This window comes from Pseudomonas sp. 5C2 (genome assembly GCF_034314155.1).
Lineage (GTDB): Bacteria > Pseudomonadota > Gammaproteobacteria > Pseudomonadales > Pseudomonadaceae > Aquipseudomonas.
Map to the genome: position 1 here is coordinate 1 of NZ_JAVIWH010000001.1, position 17,055 is coordinate 17,055.

Sequence of the window (17,055 nt, forward strand, 5' to 3'; positions counted from 1 at the left end):
AGTTTTCCTTCATTTCCTTCAACATAACAGCGTCATACTTATTAAACTCTACCATCTTATTAGTTAAGAACTTCTTAAATTGCCCCTTGTATTCTAAATACCCGTTACTATGGCTTATTGCAAAAAACCTGAGAACCAGCTCTTCATCTTCCATTTTTTTAATGCGAGTAGAATCCGGATCTAAATTTGCCACTTCAGCAAATATTGGATTTTTCGCAAGCTCTTTAATAAGATCTTTAAATGGACCTCTGCATGTCGCATTTCTTAGCTCTTGCGCTTCAAGCTTTACCGATCCGCTATTCAATCTTTCAAAAATATCAAATTTAACTTGAGTATCTACAGTGGAGTCAATTCGCAAGCAACGTATTGTTCTTTCCTCCAGCCTCCTTATCAGAAATGGGGGCAAATCTTTGTAGTAAGAACCATTTAGTTCAGACAGAACTTCTAACGACTGAAGTGCGTAACTTCCACTAAAAAAATTATATATGGCAGTCAACCTTTGCTGCCCATCTATGACCGAGTACCTTGCCAACTCATCTTCAGCTTCATCATCAACGTCAATATCCATTGATATATAAACTATAGGAATTGGTATATTCAATATCAGACTTTCAATAAGCTTTGAAGAGAAAGAGTCAGGCCACCGATGATTTCGTTGATAATCCGGATTAAGCCTAATCACCTCTCTTTTTATTTTTTTGACAAGCGTTTCCAAATCGTACTCTACAGTCTGCGTTTTAACAGTCCGCTCTTTAGCTTTTTGCTGTATGGCTTCTAACTGGTCTTTTAACATAAATATCGCTTCCGCTAGCATATATAGGCTTTATCTATCAAAGCTGAACCCCTACGAACATATTACACTAAGCGTGTAGTGGCCAACCGCTATAAAAATTTCTTTCCTCTGCTCCAATGCAAGCCGCTCAACCTATGCTAATGGAGGGGCAACGCTACTACGCAGTTGCCTAAGAGAGTACTGATTATCCGTCCATGCTGGTTGTTTAATCAGGTTATTGCCTTGGCTTGGATGATGCTTTGGAGATGCGGAATCTAATTTTTTGTCGAGTCTCACGCGCTGACAGTCCGTTTTTGGCCGATTGTGTTGAAAAAGTCGGTTGTCTCAAACTGCCGAAAAATTGATCGGTGAAAGCGCCTATTTAGCACGCAGCTACGTGAAATCTCAGTCCGAAAACCTCTGCGAGGATTCAGGATATCAATCTCAGACGCGAACTTTTCTGCAGCGGAAACCGTGGCTGACTTTTTCAATAAAGTCGGCCGATGTCAGCCCTTCATGAATGATGCTTTGAGTGGGGAGCCGTCATTGGGTAGTCGCCTGAAAGCCAACATTCGGCTTCGCGCCCACTCCAGCCGTTCGCAGACGTTCTTGATAATCCCAGAAGCTGACGTCCATTCAGGTGAGTTTGAACATAGGGTATGCTTGCCAGATAACGAAGGCGACCATTCGCCCGACGTATCGATGATGGAAGTGGAGCTCAGACCAGAAATGGAGTGCGGTTCAAGCCCGGCCTCGCGAGGGCCGGCCGGCGCTTATATCGAAGGCGAACTTGGTGCTCTCTATCTGCTCGCCCTGCTGACGGGCAATCGAGCGCCGGGTATGCCAGACGCCCGGGTCGTCAGCGTCCGATTTCAAGGCACCGAGCACGGGTTTAAGCTGGATGACCTGATCGCTTCTGGCGCGGGGCCGGCCGGCGACGCCATCCTCGAAATTCAGTCGAAGCGGGATATCACATTCTCGCCGGGGGACAGCGTCTATCAGGACGTCGCCTCCCAGATCGCGCGGAGCATAGTGGGTTCCGTTCCGGCGGATCGACACCTTCTCGGCATCGCGACGCAGCGGACCAGCCGCAAGATTTCCGGCGCTTATCAGGATGTGCTCAAATGGGCGCGGACAATGGAGAGCGCCGCGGCGTTCTTCACTCGGCTGGACGCCAGGGGCATCGCAAGCAAGGATATGCGCGATTTCGTCGCGACGACGCGAATGCACCTCGTCGCGGGCGGTGTCGCCGATGACGACGATGCGATCTGGCGGCTGTTGCGGCGGATGCTCATCCTCGAATTCGACTTCGAAGCGACGTCACCGATCACCCGAACCTATGGGCATGCGCTCGCACGGACGGCGCTAGCCGACGAGGACGTCGGCCGTGCCGGGGCGCTATGGAGCCGGCTGGTCGACTTGTCAATAAAGACTGGGACTACCGGCGGTGAAATCGACCGGACGGCTCTCGGGGCGAATCTCGCCGAGGCGGGGTTCCGGCTTGCTGGCGGCCGCGAATATGGTCCGGCACGCGTAAGACTTGCCGAGCTCGCGCAGAATACGCTTGCCCATATCGGCACGAGCGTGGCAGGCGTAACCTTGCCGCGGCTGGAAGCTGTCGCTGCGGTCGACGATGCGTCCGAAGCGCATCGTTTCGTCGAGGTCCGCGGCGATCCCGGCGTCGGCAAATCCTGGGTCCTTCGCCATCTAGCCGAGCGTGTTGCGCGCCAGGCACCGATCATCGTCCTCGACCGGGATGCAACGCCTCCGGGCGGTTGGCTGCCGTTTTCAAACGCTCTCGGCATCCCGGGGTCGGCGGTCGAATTCCTGACCGATCTGGCCGCAAGCGGCGGCGCGATGCTCTTCATCGACGGCATGGACATGTTCGACGATGTTGGGCGCCAGCGCACTATCGCCGAGCTCATGAGGGCAGCGAGCGCGATCCCGGACTTCAAGGTGATCGCCACCACGCGCACGGCCGGCAATGTCGATGTCGAACTCTGGCTCGACGATCAGATCGTTGCCGCAATGGGTGGCGCGTACCCGATACAGGTCGGGCCCCTGTCGGAGGATGAAGTCGCGACCCTGGTCGATCAAGAGCCGGATCTCCGATCGCTGCTGGACCCGAAGCATCCCGCCGCCGGACTTGCCCGAAATCTATACCGGCTGTCCCGGCTGCTGAAGGTGCCTCGCGCTACCGGGATCCGGACCGAAGCTGCGATGGCCGGTTTCTGGTGGAAGAGTGCGGACGGCGCGCCTGCAAACGACGTTCGCGCCGCGCAGCGGTTGATGGCCGCGCTCGCCGCAAGCGCCCTGAGGGGCGAAGGAGGGCTTGAAATTGCCGAAGATTCGGCGGCGCGTTCGCATTTGATCGGGGCGATGACGCTCAGGGAGGTGCGACGCGACCGGCTCGACTTCTATCACGACGTGTTGCGCGACTGGGCAATAGGCAGTTGTATCGCCGAGCACCCCCAGCATTTGGCTGCTCTGGACATGACCGTGCCGGTCTCACCGCGCGTTGCCCGCGGTATCGAGTTCGCCGCCCGCCTCGCGCTCGAGTCGGGTGCAGATTACAGCGGGTGGATCCAGCTGCTCGGGCAGCTCTCGGTCCCCGAGGCACATGGGTCCTGGCGGCGTCAGGCGATCCTTGCCTTGTCGCGTTCGGAGGCCGGATACGAACTGCTCGAAAAGTGCAGCGCCGGATTGCTTGCGGACGGGGCGGCCCTCCTCGTCGAATTGTGCACGACGATTGCCGCGGTCGAGACCGTGGCGACTTCCGACCTGATGAGGATGCCGGACGGTACCAGGATCGATATGCCGCGTTCCTATCGGACTGATGTCACCGGCTCCGCCATCGTGGTGCTGCGCTGGGTACTGGCACATGTGGCCGAGATCTCGATATCGGCGATCGGCGCGGTGGTCGAACTGGTCAAAATACAGCTCTATCTCCTCAACCATCTTCAGCTGTTCGCCCACCAAACTGCTGTCATGCTGTTTGGCTGGCTACGACAAATCGATGTCCGCGACGCCGCGGTGACGATCCCGGAGGAGCGGTACCTTGGGCGGACAACGAGCGACGGGCGAAGCAGCATGATCGAGCAACTTCGCCTGATGGCTCTGTTGCTCGGCAAATTCGCGCCTGATGAGCTGAAGGCCTATCTCAGGGAGGTCGGCAGCGAGCGGGACAGCTACAAGGTCGATGCGATCCGGCAGTTTTCGAGAGTGATTGCGCCGGTTGCGCCCGCCGAACTGGCGGAACTCGTGTTAGCGAGCCTCCTCCAGACACGGGATCGGCGCGGCCGCCGTGACCGCATAATGGAGCAGGCCTTCACTTTCGCCGACAGCAATTACTTGCCGGCCTCGCCAGCGCAGCCCCCATTCCTCGATCTGTTGGACGCCGCGCCCGCCGAAGGGTTAAAGCTGATCCGGACACTGGTCGCGGAAGCGATTGCATTCAGCACCGACGCGCGCGCGTCGGTAGATCCAGGCTTCACCGTCGATTTCGGCGATGGTCCACGCTTTTTTCCCCGGACCGACAGCTATCTCTGGTCGCGGGATCAATGCCGCGATTATTCGGCGGCCTCCGGGCTCAAGGCGCTGGAAGCCTGGAGCCAGCAAAGGCTCGATGATGGCGCCCCGGCCGATGAAGTTCTAGCCGATATCCTCGGCCCCGAGGGCAGCTGTGCGGCGTACCTCCTAGTTGCGGCCGATGCGCTGCTTTCGCATTTCGACGTAGCGCGCGATGCGCTGGCGCCGTTGATCGCGGATCCCGAGCTGCTGGCAACCGACCGCATGCGTCGGGATCATGACCAGCTTGGATCGGGGATTGATCAGTTCGCTATCGGGAAGGAGCCAAACAACAAGGTCAGGCTCGCCGACTTGAAGGACCGCCAGTCTCGACGCGTGACCTTATTCGACGTGGTGCACTTTTATCTGGGAGACGATCCCGTGGCGAATCGCCTGCGCGAGCAGCTAGGTGCCGCGGTCGCGAGCCTCGAGCCCGTTCAATCCTATTCGAACTGGAGTGACGCGCGGTTCGTCGCACGGGTTGCCAACAATATGCTCCAGCGATCGAACTGGATCGACATCGGGGGCAAAAAACTAGGATATCGACCGCCAGCGGACGAGGCTGCGCATCTCGAAGCAATGGAGAAGCAGCGGGTCGCATTCATGCGTTCGACCGAGATTGAATCGTGCATCGATTTGGCGATCTCTGGCGGAGGCGAATACGCCACCGCCGCGACGGCGCGCGATGCGGTCGCTTATGCGGGCGGCGGCCTTCCCGACGATAGCGATACCGATGCCCTCAAGTCGCGCTCAACCCGCTTGATCACGACGGCCTTGCTGGTGGCTCGCGACGGTGACGACGGCCTGCTTGCCACCGAGGAGGCGTGGGTCCGTCAGGTCGTCGCCATCGCGCTCGAGGAACATTCCGATCGCGGTATCGGATCAGAGGCTACGCTGCGCTTCAATCGGCCGGCGATTGCCATCCTTACTCTGATCCATCTCTGGGCCCGGAATGGGAGTGAGACGGACCGGAACGAGCTGATCCGGCTCGCGACGCGCGGGGATCAAAGCGCGGCTCCGGCATTCTCAGCCGGACTCGCGCGGATCCAAAAAATCGAGCCCAAGCTCTTCAAGGCAGCAATGCGCGCTGCGTTCGCAAGCATGATTTGGCGCTGGAAGAGCTACGATGAGGAGGACGAGGCAGAGCATGCGCGCTTCGGCGCTAAGCGGACCGCGGCGGTCGCTACCGCAGTCGCGGCCGAGATTGCCTGGCTGAATGGCGAGGCCGAACCTGCATGGCCGGCTTGGCCCGATGAACGCCCGCTTCTGAGCCGCGGTTCGCGCCTCCAAGTTCCTGGACTCGTCACGTCGGCAGAGCTCGGGAAAGAAGAGACGATCAAGTCAGTGATCGCCGAGCCATCGTCGATAATCCACGCCAACAGCAAGGCGGCAGCGCTATGGCTGGCGATGGTCCAAGCTGCGCCCAAGGGATCAACCGATTGGAGGCAGGAGGTGGTCGAGGCTTATGTCGACTGGACCGCGCGGATGAACGGGCTAGGTCTGCCCGTAGATATCGAGATCGATCACGATCCAGACGACTGGAATACACACTACTACGCGCTGTTCGCTGAGCGGCTGCTCGACGCCACCGATGCGTCGTTCGAAGCTGATCTGAAACTCGTGACAGATCTGCCGGACGAGCCATTCGGCGAGGTCGCGCAGACTGTCATCCACTCGGCCGACGCGCTTTATTTCAATGATCCGCAGCGTCCGGCCGCACGGCCTGCCGATTTGCGTGCCCGCTTGACGCAACGCGTAATGGCACTGCACAGGTGGCGATATGCCGATGATCCGGCCAGTTCACGCATCGACATGCAGAGCGGTGGGATCGTCGCAAAGATAATGTTGAACACTTACAACTCGTTCAACGGGACGCAGAGCTATCTGCCACCCGTATTGTTCGACCGCCTCGACCCGCTCCTTCCAGCGATGAGACCGCTGCTGCCAGGCGGCCCGACGGCCTTCGTGGCGCTGTGCACGATGAACCTGCTCCTGGTTGCGACGCGCGCGCGTCACCTCGACTTCCTGCTCGAAGCGACCGAGGCTTGGTTTGGTCGCACACGCGCGCCCGGACTGTGGATCGACATGGGCATCGGACGGAAGGTAGTCCAATGGCTGGAGGCGGCGATCATCCAGGAGCCGGAGTTGCTCGCACCCGCGCATCCTTTGCGCGCCCGTATCGACCGCGCGCTCGGGCGGTTAGTCGGTGTTGGCGTTGCCGAGGCCCATGAGCTCGAACTGAAGGTTGAAGTGGCGGATGGGGCGCATAGGTAAGAAAACCTACTAACTATAGATGACTAGCAACCGCGCTCTCAAGCAACCCGAGTTGCTGAAAAAGCCGGACAACTACCAAAAAAAGGCTTCAAAAAGAACGGGCTTTTTAGCGGGGACGACAGTCCGTATTGGCCGATTTCGACCTGTGGAATACCAATTTTTGTATACGCTGCTGTAACACCTATTTGGGATGTAACACCCAATGGACGCGAAAGACAAACGGTGTGTAACACCAATAAAATACAATAAATTCATATAGTTATGATCATGCGCAACACCTGAAACACCTGTAACACGTCTTTTCAGGCCCCCGCCCCCCATTGACGATAGCGCCGCCAGCGAAAGCTTCTCTGGGTTGGTATCGACTAATGCAGAGTTCGAACGCTGGAGCGTCAAACGCTAGGACGCTTGGGAGGTGTTGTTTGCCAATAACGAACAGGGGGACAGACAGCGACAGGGCGCCGACATCGCGTGGGACCCTGGGGATATTCTGCTGGTACGGGGTCGGAAACCCGCCGGATCTTGGTAGCGGAAAGGTGAGCAGCTTAGTGAACAGGTGAACCGGGTGAACTGCTTGTTCACCTGTGCATTTGCCCTATGGCTTGGTAGTCCGCTGGGGACCCTGGGCATTGCGGAGGGCTACGGGGCAGAGAACCCGCAGGATCTCGTTAGTGGTTGGTTTTCAAAGTTAGTTGACTCGTTGACCGAGTTGACTGGGTCAACCGTTCACTATCATCAACACCATCGGGGACCGTTACCGTTCCGGTAACGATGCCCCTTTCGCTTCAAGATCCTTTCAATTTCAACGTTGAAATTTCAGTAAGCTGGTACGGCTGCCGCTACCAAGATGTCGCGGGTTTCCGACCCCGTGTCGAAGCTACATCCTCAGGGTCCCCGGCGACCGATCTGGCTTTATGGCTCATACCTTCGATATCTTCCGCTCTCCCTCTAGGCATCAAGGAAGAGACATGTTTTGGAAACGAGACAAAACGGTTCGCGTCGAGATCATCACCCCGCTCACCATCAGCTCGCCGATATCCGACCCGAAGGCACAGAACCAGGTCAGCGATGCAGGGAGCCAAGCAAAGACAATAGATACAGACCTAACCTTCAAATTCGCGACCTTCTTCGCCTTAGCCCTGCAAGCGGCATTGATCATCTGGGGCTACCTAGAGCTTGCAGCGTATTACGAGCAATTCGGTATACAAACGAGCGAGCTGGACCTGGGCACACCGACGCTTTTGGTCTACGGGTACAGCTACACTTTTTCCGAACTAATGAGCACCGTTGATCGAGTGCCTGTGCTCGGTGCTTTTATCCCGGCGGTGGTATTCGTAGCCATTGGAGCAGTTGCCACATTTCTGTTCTTTGCAATGCATGGAGCAAGGAAGGTTGGAGATATCATTCAGAGAAGTGTGTGGGTCGGAATGGCTCTTCTTCTGATCTTCATCGCACCAACGCTTGCTGTGGGAAATGCCATCGACAGGGCAAACCGAAATTTTGAAGAGTACACAGGTACGAAGGCCAGCTACGGATTGTCAAAGGAACACAGCATTGTGACGGACCATAAAGAAACCCTTACCGGTCACTTGATCGTCGCAGATACAAAATCCACATTCATTCTTGTTAACGACACTGTCTACAAAGTCGACAACGCCTCAAACCGCGTGATGCGACAGACGGTGTTGAAACCAAAACCCAAAAAAGATAGCAAAACATCACCCGAGGCTGGTGGCTAACGGTGGCCTCCGGCAGTACAGGACGACCAGGCTTGTATGCCCACGTGCATGCCTAACCGAAACACCACCAGCAAACCCCTTATAAAACAAGGGCTGTAGAGCTCAGTTCAAACGACGTCTGGTCTAGCGAAGGGTTTGCACGGCACCCTATGGACTATTCATACTAGGCCCAGCAAAAGAGATCATGTATCCCTACATGTATCCCGAAATAGCAAACCTCTCTGGAGGCCTTGATTTTACTGGAAGACTACAGTCTCCCTCGGGCACCAAATAGCTACACATTGTGAGTTTCTACCGACTCACAGATCCAAAGAAACCGGCCATTTGAGCCGGTTTTTTTGTGCCTGAAACTCTTCTTTTATCTGAAATATAGAAAGCGAATTTTCGCAAATCTGCGGGCGCAGACGTGCCTGCGAATCAGGCAATGAGGTCTGCCAGACACAACGCGCCGCAACCATTCCCCACAGAGCAGTATGTGTCGCACTACAAATCCGCTTCTGGCCGCCAGGCGGTAGGAGATCCCGCCCCACCTTCGTCGCCGCGCTGTCGCGCAGCAAACTGGGAGCCGATTCTGCCCGGAGGGCGTAGGAGCTGACTTGTCTGCGATCTAGCCGGGGTCGCGTCCGACCGAAGCGCTGACAAAAGAATGAATTCAACACCGCTGTAAGGTCGTGCCGACCCGTCCTGGGCAATCCGGCTCTACCACCACACCGAGTTCACCGGACAACATCGCCGAGCCGAAGACGGAGTGAAATCTCTTATCGTGATTCGTAATCACATCGCATGTGGCCTGCTGCGTCGCCATCGACCAGCAAATTTCGTAGTGACGACCGGCATCACCACGTTCCTATCTCCCTTCTGTAAGCCCGGCAAGCTGCATGGCTGGTCTACATTGCCGACATGGCTAACTGGATGGCGGATGAATTGGAACTCAACGCTAAACGGTACAGCCTGAGCACTCGCCTGGAGGAAATTCGCCAGCAAACGCAGGAAGATATGGCCAGCGCACGGCAGGCTGAGACCCAGGCGGCTACCGCTTACGCACGGGCCGTGGCCTGGGGCGACGTCGAAGGCGAAAAAGCAGCCAGCACAGACGCTCAGAAAGCGGCGAAAAACCTCACTACCGCGACCGAACAACATCGCCGCCAGCTACTGATCATCACCGCCTTGCGACTGGCCCACGACGCCCTGGAGGAAACGTGGAATGAAGCCGCCCAAGCGCTGCTTGATGTGGGAGGTAAGCTTTACGCTGCAGCCAACCTGATTGGCCGCGACCCAGTGTCCTTGTTCAAGCTCGACATCCCTGAGCAGGGTGAAAACTCGGGCAGTTGGAGGTGGCGCGACCTGGCAGACCGTGGCAGCCAGCATCGCACGCGCGATCTGCTCGCGATGTAACAGCCGTTTACCCTGAAACAGCCTGCTTTCGCGGGCTGTTTAAATCACTCCAAGGATCGAAGCCATGAACGCTGCGACACAAAACAGCTCATCCATATCCGAAACGCTTAGAGCGAGAAAAGCCCACCTGACCGCCCTACTCAAGATCGTGGATACCAACATCGGAAAAAGCACAGCGATGCAGAAGCTCACAATCACTACGATCAAGGCAGAAATGGGTTGATTCCGGTCATTCATGACCGGCAGCAATCGGCCGAGGCTGTGTAAAAACGTTTTAGAGCCGGTTTGAATGTCCGAATCGGAGCCGAAATCGCGTTCCTACGCAAATTTCAGATCCACTGATCAACCAATCACTGGCAGATTTTACGTAGCGACGCAGACTTCAAAACAGTGGCTGCGTTTTTACACACTCAGGGCCAGAAGCGGACGCTTATGAGGTGACGTGAATCTGCCCTTTTTGGGACTTTGAAAGAACCTGTCAGTCAGACATCGCCTCCGCCATCCTTATACGACAGACCCATGATTTTACAGGGCTTTATCGTTTCTTTGAGGTGAGAACTGCGCCGTTTTCAAGACGCATTACAACACTGGCTTTTTCATCGACCTGGTCAATGCCGTGATCATCGGCCTGTTCAGTGGTATCTAGGGACCGGATTGCGCCGGACATCAACGCCAGACGGATGACTTATCGGATATCGCTCGATACCCTTACCTCCCCGTCGCCTGACGGTTTCCAGATCAAATCCCATTTCACCCAGACGAGCATGTCATGAAATTCCCCGCAGGTTTGCTGCTGTCGGCTATCAAGCTGGACCGTGCCAGTGCCATTCCCCTGTACCGCCAACTGTATCTGCAGATTCGCAAACAGATACTCAACGGCAGAATCCAGGGGGGCGTGCGCCTGCCGTCGACCCGGACCTTAAGCAACGAGTTGGGGTTGTCGCGGATCACCATTCTCAATGCTTTCGATCAACTGATTGCCGAAGGTTTCCTGGCCTCGCGCACTGGCGCCGGTACGTATGTCGGCACTGAGTGGGAAAGCCGGGGTATCGAGGACGAGCAACAGCGCCAGCCACCACGCCTGTCCGACCTGAGCCAGTCGATGCTGTCGCTGCGCAGCGATCATTTTCGTGGGGTGTCCTATGCCGACTGGGACCCCGCGACCCCGACCTCCTTCCTGCCCAGCCACAGCACCTATGATGCATTCCCGCAGGCGATCTGGCGGCGCCTGATGAACCGTCATCTGCTCAAGCCAACCAAGGCCATTCTGGGTTATGGCGAGTTACAAGGCTTGCACGCGTTTCGCACAGCGATTGCCGAATACGTCTTCGATGCGCGTGGCATCGACTGCAGTGCCGGGCAAGTGGTGATCGTTTCCGGCGCGCAGCAAGCGTTCAACCTGCTGGGCATGCTGCTGCTCAATCCGCAGGACAGTGTCTGGATGGAGGACCCGGGGCACATCGCCGCGCGCATTGCGCTGCAAGCCCAGGGGGCTCAGGTGATTCCGTTGCGTATCGATGAACAGGGGATCGATGTCCAGCAAGGCCTGACCGAGTGCCCTGATGCCCGTTTGGTGTTTTGTACGCCTTCGCGCCAGCATCCTTTGGGTGTCACGCTGAGTTATGCGCGGCGCCAGGCACTCATCGACTGGGCTGCGCAACATCAGAGCTGGATCATCGAGGACGATTGCGACAGTGAGTTTCGCTACAGTGGCCGCCTCCTCCCGGCGTTGTATGCCATGGACCAGATGGCCCGGGTGATCTACGTCGGAACGTTCAGCAAAGTTCTCTTTCCGTCACTGAGACTGGGTTACGTGATTCTGCCGCAGGCCCTGGTCGAACCCTTTTGCACCTTGCGCGCGGTCATGGATCGCAGTCCGCCCACACTGCTTCAGGCGACAACGACGGACTTCATGTGCGAAGGCCATTTTCTGGGGCACATCCGCCGCATGCGTGCGCTGTACAAGGCGCGCCAGCAGGCATTGATCGAACAGCTTGAAAAGCAGATTGGCAGCTTCTTCAGGATCACTCCGACGGATGCTGGCATGCACCTGATCGCCTGGCTGTCCCCCGAACTCAGTGACACTGACATCGCCCGGCAACTGGCCCAGCACAACATCCACACCTACGCCTTGAGCGACTACCGCATCAAGCATGCCCTGTCGCCGGCCCTGTTGATCGGCTTTGCCGGCACGCCTGAAAACCAGGCCCGGGAGCGTGTCGAGGCGCTGGCCCGGGCCTTGCGCACATTAGGTTATCTGCCGCCGACCACTTGATGCGAGGCAAGTGGTCTTATCAATTAACTGATAATGGATCTATCGAGAGTTCCTGACTGGCGCGATAAAGGCTGCGCCGGTAGACCCGGTGTCTGAACCAGGAACGACTCTAATGAACAATAAGATCCAGGAACGATTCAACGCCTTGCTGAGCCATAAGGTGGTCGAACACGGGGCTGCTCCCGTGCTGACGGACGCACTGGCCCAGCGGTTGCTTGAGCGTCTCGGGCAATTGCGCCTGTTTGCCCACGCCTACCCGCTACTGACCAACCTCACCCACGGTCGTGTCACCCCTGCCGACCTGCTGGACTTCGCCTATCGCCACGAGCTGCAAGGCCTGAGCCTGCACTTGCTCGACGGCGAGAAAAACAGCCTGAGCCAAATGTCACCCGCGCAGCTCCAGGCGTTTGCCGCCAAGGCCAAAGCGCTGGGGCTGGATGTGCACCTGGAAATCAGCAGCACGCTGAAAAAGGATGTCGACCAGGTGATCGCCATCGCCAGGGCCCTGGGGGTGCGCAACATCCGTGTTTACTCACGTTACGAGGGCACGCTGTCGCGGGTCATGGACGTGATCGAGACTGACCTGCACTACCTCGCACAACAGGCCGACGCACACGATCTGTACTTTGACTTCGAGCAGCATGAAGAACTCAAGAGCGGCGAAATCGCGCAACTGCTCAACCGCCTCAACCACCCTCGCCTGCATGCTCTGTTCGACTTCGGCAACATGATCAATGCCTGCGAACCGCCCCTGCAGGCCCTGCGTAACCTGGCGCCACACATCCGCCAGACTCACCTCAAGGGTGTGCGCATCGTCCCCGAACAAAACGGCTTCGGCCATTACGGCGTATTGCAGGGCAGCGACGAGGACGATCTGCCCAGCGCCCGCATGCTGTTCGAGCTGTTGATGCTGGGCGAAGCAACCCCGCAGGTGATCGCATTCATTCTCGAGCAGGAAAACCACTATGTGGCCCCGGCTTTCCGCCAGAGCCTTGAGGCGGCCGATCCCTTCATTACTTACCGGGAGATGAGCGAAACGCCGCTCCCGAACGGCTACTCGCTTGAGCGAATGCTGGCCGATGAACACCGCTGGGCGAACAACCAGGTCGCCTATGTCCGTAGCCTGCTGGCCGAATTGCGCACATTGGCCGAACTGACCCTTGCCACCCCTTCCAACGCCTGAACCTGACGACCCGATTACGCCCGGAGAACAATAATGACAACTCAAAACAAGGCCAAATGGCTCAGATTCCTGATCCTCATCCTCGGTGGCGGCACCATCTACAAGCTGGCGAACCTCAAGGACGCCTTCTATGTACCCATGCAGGAATTGATGGGCTTGAGCCACACTGAAATCGGTATGCTGCTGAGCGCCAACGCGATCATCGCTACTGCACTGTTTGTGATTGGCGGCCTGCTCGCCGATCGCTACGACACGCGCAAACTAATCCCCCTCGGCCTGATCGGGACCGGTAGCCTGGGGTTGTACCTGGCGACCTTTCCGCCCTTCAGCAATTTGCTGATCGTGTTCTGTCTGTTGGCCGTCTGTGCCGACTGCCTGTTCTGGCCATCGCTGCTCAAAGCCATCCGCAACCTGGGTGACGATCAGGAGCAAGGCCGGTTGTTCGGCCTGCTCGAAGGCGGGCGTGGCGTGGTTGATACACTGGTGGCCTTTTCCGCCCTGGGCGTCTTCGTCGCCATGGGTTCGGGCGAAACCGGCCTGAAGTCGGCGATCCTGTTCTACTCGGTCATCGACATTCTGGCCGGCACCCTGACCTGGTTCCTGCTCAAGGGCGGCAACGCGCAGTCGGTGGCCAAGCCAAAGAATGGTCTGGCGAACCTGATGGAAGCGATCAAGGTACCGGGAATCTGGCTGGTCAGCCTCAACGTGTTCATGGTCTACATCGTCTACTGCGGCCTGACCTATTTCATTCCCTACCTCAAGGAAATGTACGGGTTGCCCGTGGCATTGGTGGGCGCCTACGGCATCATCAACCAGTACTTCCTGAAGATCCTCGGCGGGCCTGCCGGCGGTTTCATTGCCGACAAGCAGTTCAAGAGCACCAGCCGCTACCTGAAATGGGCATTCCTGGCGCTGTTGCCGCTGATGGGCGTGATCATGCTGATTCCGAAAAGCCCGGGCTTCATCTATGCGGGCATGGCCGCCACCCTGTCCTTCGCCCTGATCGTGTTCTCCATGCGCGGCGTGTTCTGGGCCCCCATGGGTGAAGTCGGCATTCCCCAACACATCACCGGCTCGGCCTTCGGCATCGGTTGCCTGATCGGCTATGCACCCGGCATGTTTGCCTACGTCATCTATGGCGCGATCCTCGATCACTTCCCCGGTCAACAGGGTTACAACTATGTCTTCAGCCTGATGAGCATACTGGCCGTTGCGGGCTTCATGGTGTCCAGCCTGCTCTATCAAGCGGTGCGCAAAAAATCCATGGCCACTGGCGGGATGAGCGCGGCGCAAGCCTGATCATCGCCAAGGACTCCAGGAGGAGGAATCGTCTACCACGCCGATCCCTCCTCCGGCCACAACGCAGGAATGAACCGAAGCTTGCGCACAATCTGGATAACGCGTTAGCGCGACGGAACGCTTTTTCATCTTATGGCGACGCACCGGCTTATTGGGCGACCGTTGGCACTCTTGATCGGTGGCTTGAGACTGCAGCGTTTCGCGACAGGCAGCTATCGGCCGAGGCTGTGTGAAAACGTTTTAGAGCGAGTTTGACAGTCAGAACCGCAACGAAAATCGCGTTCCTACGCAAATTTCAGATCTGCTGACCAACTAGACGCTGGCAGATTTTACGTAGCAATGCAGACTTGAAAACGGCGCATGCGTTTTCACACAGCCTTGGCCGACTTCTGCCGGTTACGACAGGCAGAAACGGGTCGATTGCCGTCCTTCGCGACAGGCAGAAAACGGCCGATTGTGTTGAGAAAGTCGATTTTCTCAAACTGCCGCAAAATTGATCGGTGAAAGCGCCTTTTGACACGCCGCCAGGTGAAATCGCAGTCCGAATGCCTCTGCGAAAACTCTGGATTTAAATCTCAGGCGATTACTTTTTTGGCATGGAAACTAAGGCCGGCTTTTCAACAGAGTCGGCCAAAAGCTGTTATTCAGCGGTGTCTACGAATTAGAGGGCGATTCATATTGGCCCTCGCTTTGCCTTATGTTTTGTACGAAAAATCGCCTTGCCTGATTGCCGCTCGACGACTTTTCGTACAAACCCTAGACCGGGCTCAAGCCAGCAGTTCGGTGATCCACCGGGCCTGCCGGGAGATGTCCTGCGACTTCTCCACGGGCACAGCCTGCCGCGCCTGGGCGAAGTTGTTCAGGGTTTGCTGCTTATGGCGCAGCATGCGCCGCCACTTGGCCAGGAACGCCGGGCTGCGTGCCTGCATCTGCAGCGGGCCGAAGTACAACTCCTCGGCGGTGTATATCACCGGCCCGGCGCGCTCGGCGACGATGATTTCGTAGTCGAAACGGTTTTCCCGCAGCACTTCCTCGCAGAGGATGCGGTAGCCATTTTCCATCAGCCATTGGCGCAGTGGCTGCTCGCCGCCGTTGGGCTGCAGGATCAAGCGCTCCTGGCCGCTCAGGCGCGCCTTGCCGCTGTCGAGGATGTCACGGATCGTCTCGCCGCCCATGCCACAAATGCTGATCGCCGTGATCCCGTCTCCCGGCTCGATCGCCGCCAGGCCATTGGCCAGGCGCACGGTGATCCGCTGGTCCAGGCCGTTCTCGCGCACGGTGCGTTCGGCCGAGCGGAACGGCGTCGACGCCACCTCGCCGGCCACCGCTGCTGCGATGGCTCCACGGCGCATCAACACCACCGGCAGGTAGCCGTGATCCGAGCCGATATCGGCCAGGCGCGCATCGGCTGGCACATGCGCCGCCACGCGCTCCAGGCGCATAGACAATGTTTGTTCGTTCAACTGCAGCCCCTTTTCACCACGAACGTCCAGCACCTTTGGCCGGATCGGGACGAGATTCTGTCGAGTAACGCCGTGCATTTCAAACGCCTGCGACCAGGGCCATGGCTCGCCCCGTCCTACCGCTCGCGTATCGGCCCAAAGCAAACCCTGGTCATGGGCGGCTTTTGGTCGACTCCTGTCTGTTGCGACCGGCGGAAAGCGCCTCTAGCAAACACTCGAAAGCGTCTACCCATGCGGGGCCGATCAAGGTTGAGAGGAAGACCTGTGCAGCAGGCAACTCGAACGATAGAACTGCGGCATGGGTGAAAATCAACCTAATCACAAGAAGACGTATCGTTACAGGCTGGTAACGACTAGGTACTCAAGCCTATCGATATTTCGGGAGCGAGGCTGATCGGAAAGTTAACAGAGCGCGCAATGAAGCATTTTTCATGGGCGGCATGATGCAGAGCTAGGGCTTTCTCGATATCGGCTCCGGGAGCCAGGGTCACCTTGGGCCTCAACACCACTGAGGTGAACTGGCCAGCGCCATCGCTTTGCTCGACCATTGTGCCCTGCGGATTATCCACATAGGTCACGATCACCATCCCGGCCTCGGCACAAAGGCCCAGATACCACAGTTTATGGCACGCAGATAAGGAGGCGAGAAGAAGTTCCTCCGGGTTCCAGCGAGTCGGATCACCTCGAAAACTGGGGTCGGATGAGCCATTAATCGGGGGTTTGCCCTTGGCCTGAATAACATGCGAGCGACTGTAACCACGGTAAGAGGAGGTACCTGTACCCTCATTCCCCGTCCAGACAACCTGGACATCGTAGCGGTGAACTTTATCTGCCATTTGATCTTCCCTGAGCATGTTTTTGCGTCCAAAGGCTACGGTACATGCCCTATGAATTGAAAGCTGAACGTTGCCCGTGCCTTTGCTCGATACTTCTGCCTTTCGCATGGATTTAGCAACTCAGCACCCTGAGTTCCAGCGTTACCCGTGAAACCAAATCCAGAGCGCCACCAGCAGAGTCGCCGCGACGAGCCCGGCCAGCACCGCGCCACGTGGTTGACATGCCGCGCGTTTGTCAAAGTGTCTCGGCTC

Annotated in this window: 9 protein-coding genes and 1 pseudogene; 7 read left to right on the plus strand and 3 right to left on the minus strand. The window is 57.4% G+C overall.

What is annotated here, in order from left to right:
• Positions 1-793, minus strand: a 793-nt coding sequence (locus RGU44_RS00005) for a DUF262 domain-containing protein (protein WP_322215121.1), incomplete at its 3' end; no start/stop codon positions are given.
• Between the two features lie 642 nt (positions 794-1,435).
• On the opposite strand from RGU44_RS00005, the gene RGU44_RS00010 reads away from it, so the two are divergent.
• The 7 genes and pseudogenes from RGU44_RS00010 (at position 1,436) to RGU44_RS00040 (ending at position 14,504) form a co-directional block, all read left to right on the plus strand.
• On the plus strand, positions 1,436-6,613 hold the full coding sequence (locus RGU44_RS00010) for a hypothetical protein (RefSeq protein WP_322215122.1): 5,178 nt from the start codon (positions 1,436-1,438) through the stop codon (positions 6,611-6,613).
• Positions 6,614-7,581: 968 nt separating this feature from the next.
• Positions 7,582-8,352: a hypothetical protein gene (locus RGU44_RS00015; protein ID WP_322215123.1), complete on the plus strand. Its 771-nt coding sequence runs from the start codon at positions 7,582-7,584 to the stop codon at positions 8,350-8,352.
• A gap of 888 nt (positions 8,353-9,240) precedes the next feature.
• Positions 9,241-9,747 (plus strand): annotated as a pseudogene (locus tag RGU44_RS00020) (chromosome segregation protein SMC); the annotation flags it as partial.
• Positions 9,748-9,811: 64 nt separating this feature from the next.
• On the plus strand, positions 9,812-9,970 hold the full coding sequence (locus tag RGU44_RS00025; protein WP_322178121.1) for a hypothetical protein: 159 nt from the start codon (positions 9,812-9,814) through the stop codon (positions 9,968-9,970).
• Positions 9,971-10,516: 546 nt separating this feature from the next.
• On the plus strand, positions 10,517-12,022 hold the full coding sequence (locus RGU44_RS00030) for a PLP-dependent aminotransferase family protein (protein ID WP_322215125.1): 1,506 nt from the start codon (positions 10,517-10,519) through the stop codon (positions 12,020-12,022).
• Positions 12,023-12,134: 112 nt separating this feature from the next.
• Positions 12,135-13,205, plus strand: coding sequence for a sugar phosphate isomerase/epimerase family protein (locus tag RGU44_RS00035; RefSeq protein WP_322215126.1), 1,071 nt, complete (start codon positions 12,135-12,137; stop codon positions 13,203-13,205).
• A gap of 33 nt (positions 13,206-13,238) precedes the next feature.
• Positions 13,239-14,504, plus strand: coding sequence for an MFS transporter (locus RGU44_RS00040; protein ID WP_322178118.1), 1,266 nt, complete (start codon positions 13,239-13,241; stop codon positions 14,502-14,504).
• Between the two features lie 767 nt (positions 14,505-15,271).
• Here the strand turns inward: RGU44_RS00040 and RGU44_RS00045 are convergent.
• Both RGU44_RS00045 and RGU44_RS00050 read right to left on the minus strand, forming a co-directional pair.
• Positions 15,272-15,967 (minus strand): tRNA (adenine(22)-N(1))-methyltransferase, encoded by a 696-nt coding sequence (locus RGU44_RS00045; RefSeq protein ID WP_322215181.1) that lies wholly within the window; start codon positions 15,965-15,967, stop codon positions 15,272-15,274.
• Positions 15,968-16,320: 353 nt separating this feature from the next.
• Positions 16,321-16,803 (minus strand): OsmC family protein, encoded by a 483-nt coding sequence (locus RGU44_RS00050; protein ID WP_322178117.1) that lies wholly within the window; start codon positions 16,801-16,803, stop codon positions 16,321-16,323.
• Positions 16,804-17,055: the final 252 nt, after the last annotated feature.

Bases quoted from the DNA above. Each gene is read 5' to 3' on its own strand.
- RGU44_RS00040 (WP_322178118.1), top strand. From the start codon at position 13,239: ATGACAACTCAAAACAAGGCCAAATGGCTCAGATTCCTGATCCTCATC.
- RGU44_RS00035 (WP_322215126.1), top strand. From the start codon at position 12,135: ATGAACAATAAGATCCAGGAACGATTCAACGCCTTGCTGAGCCATAAG.
- RGU44_RS00025 (WP_322178121.1), top strand. From the start codon at position 9,812: ATGAACGCTGCGACACAAAACAGCTCATCCATATCCGAAACGCTTAGA.
- RGU44_RS00030 (WP_322215125.1), top strand. From the start codon at position 10,517: ATGAAATTCCCCGCAGGTTTGCTGCTGTCGGCTATCAAGCTGGACCGT.
- RGU44_RS00015 (WP_322215123.1), top strand. From the start codon at position 7,582: ATGTTTTGGAAACGAGACAAAACGGTTCGCGTCGAGATCATCACCCCG.
- RGU44_RS00050 (WP_322178117.1), bottom strand. From the start codon at position 16,803: ATGGCAGATAAAGTTCACCGCTACGATGTCCAGGTTGTCTGGACGGGG.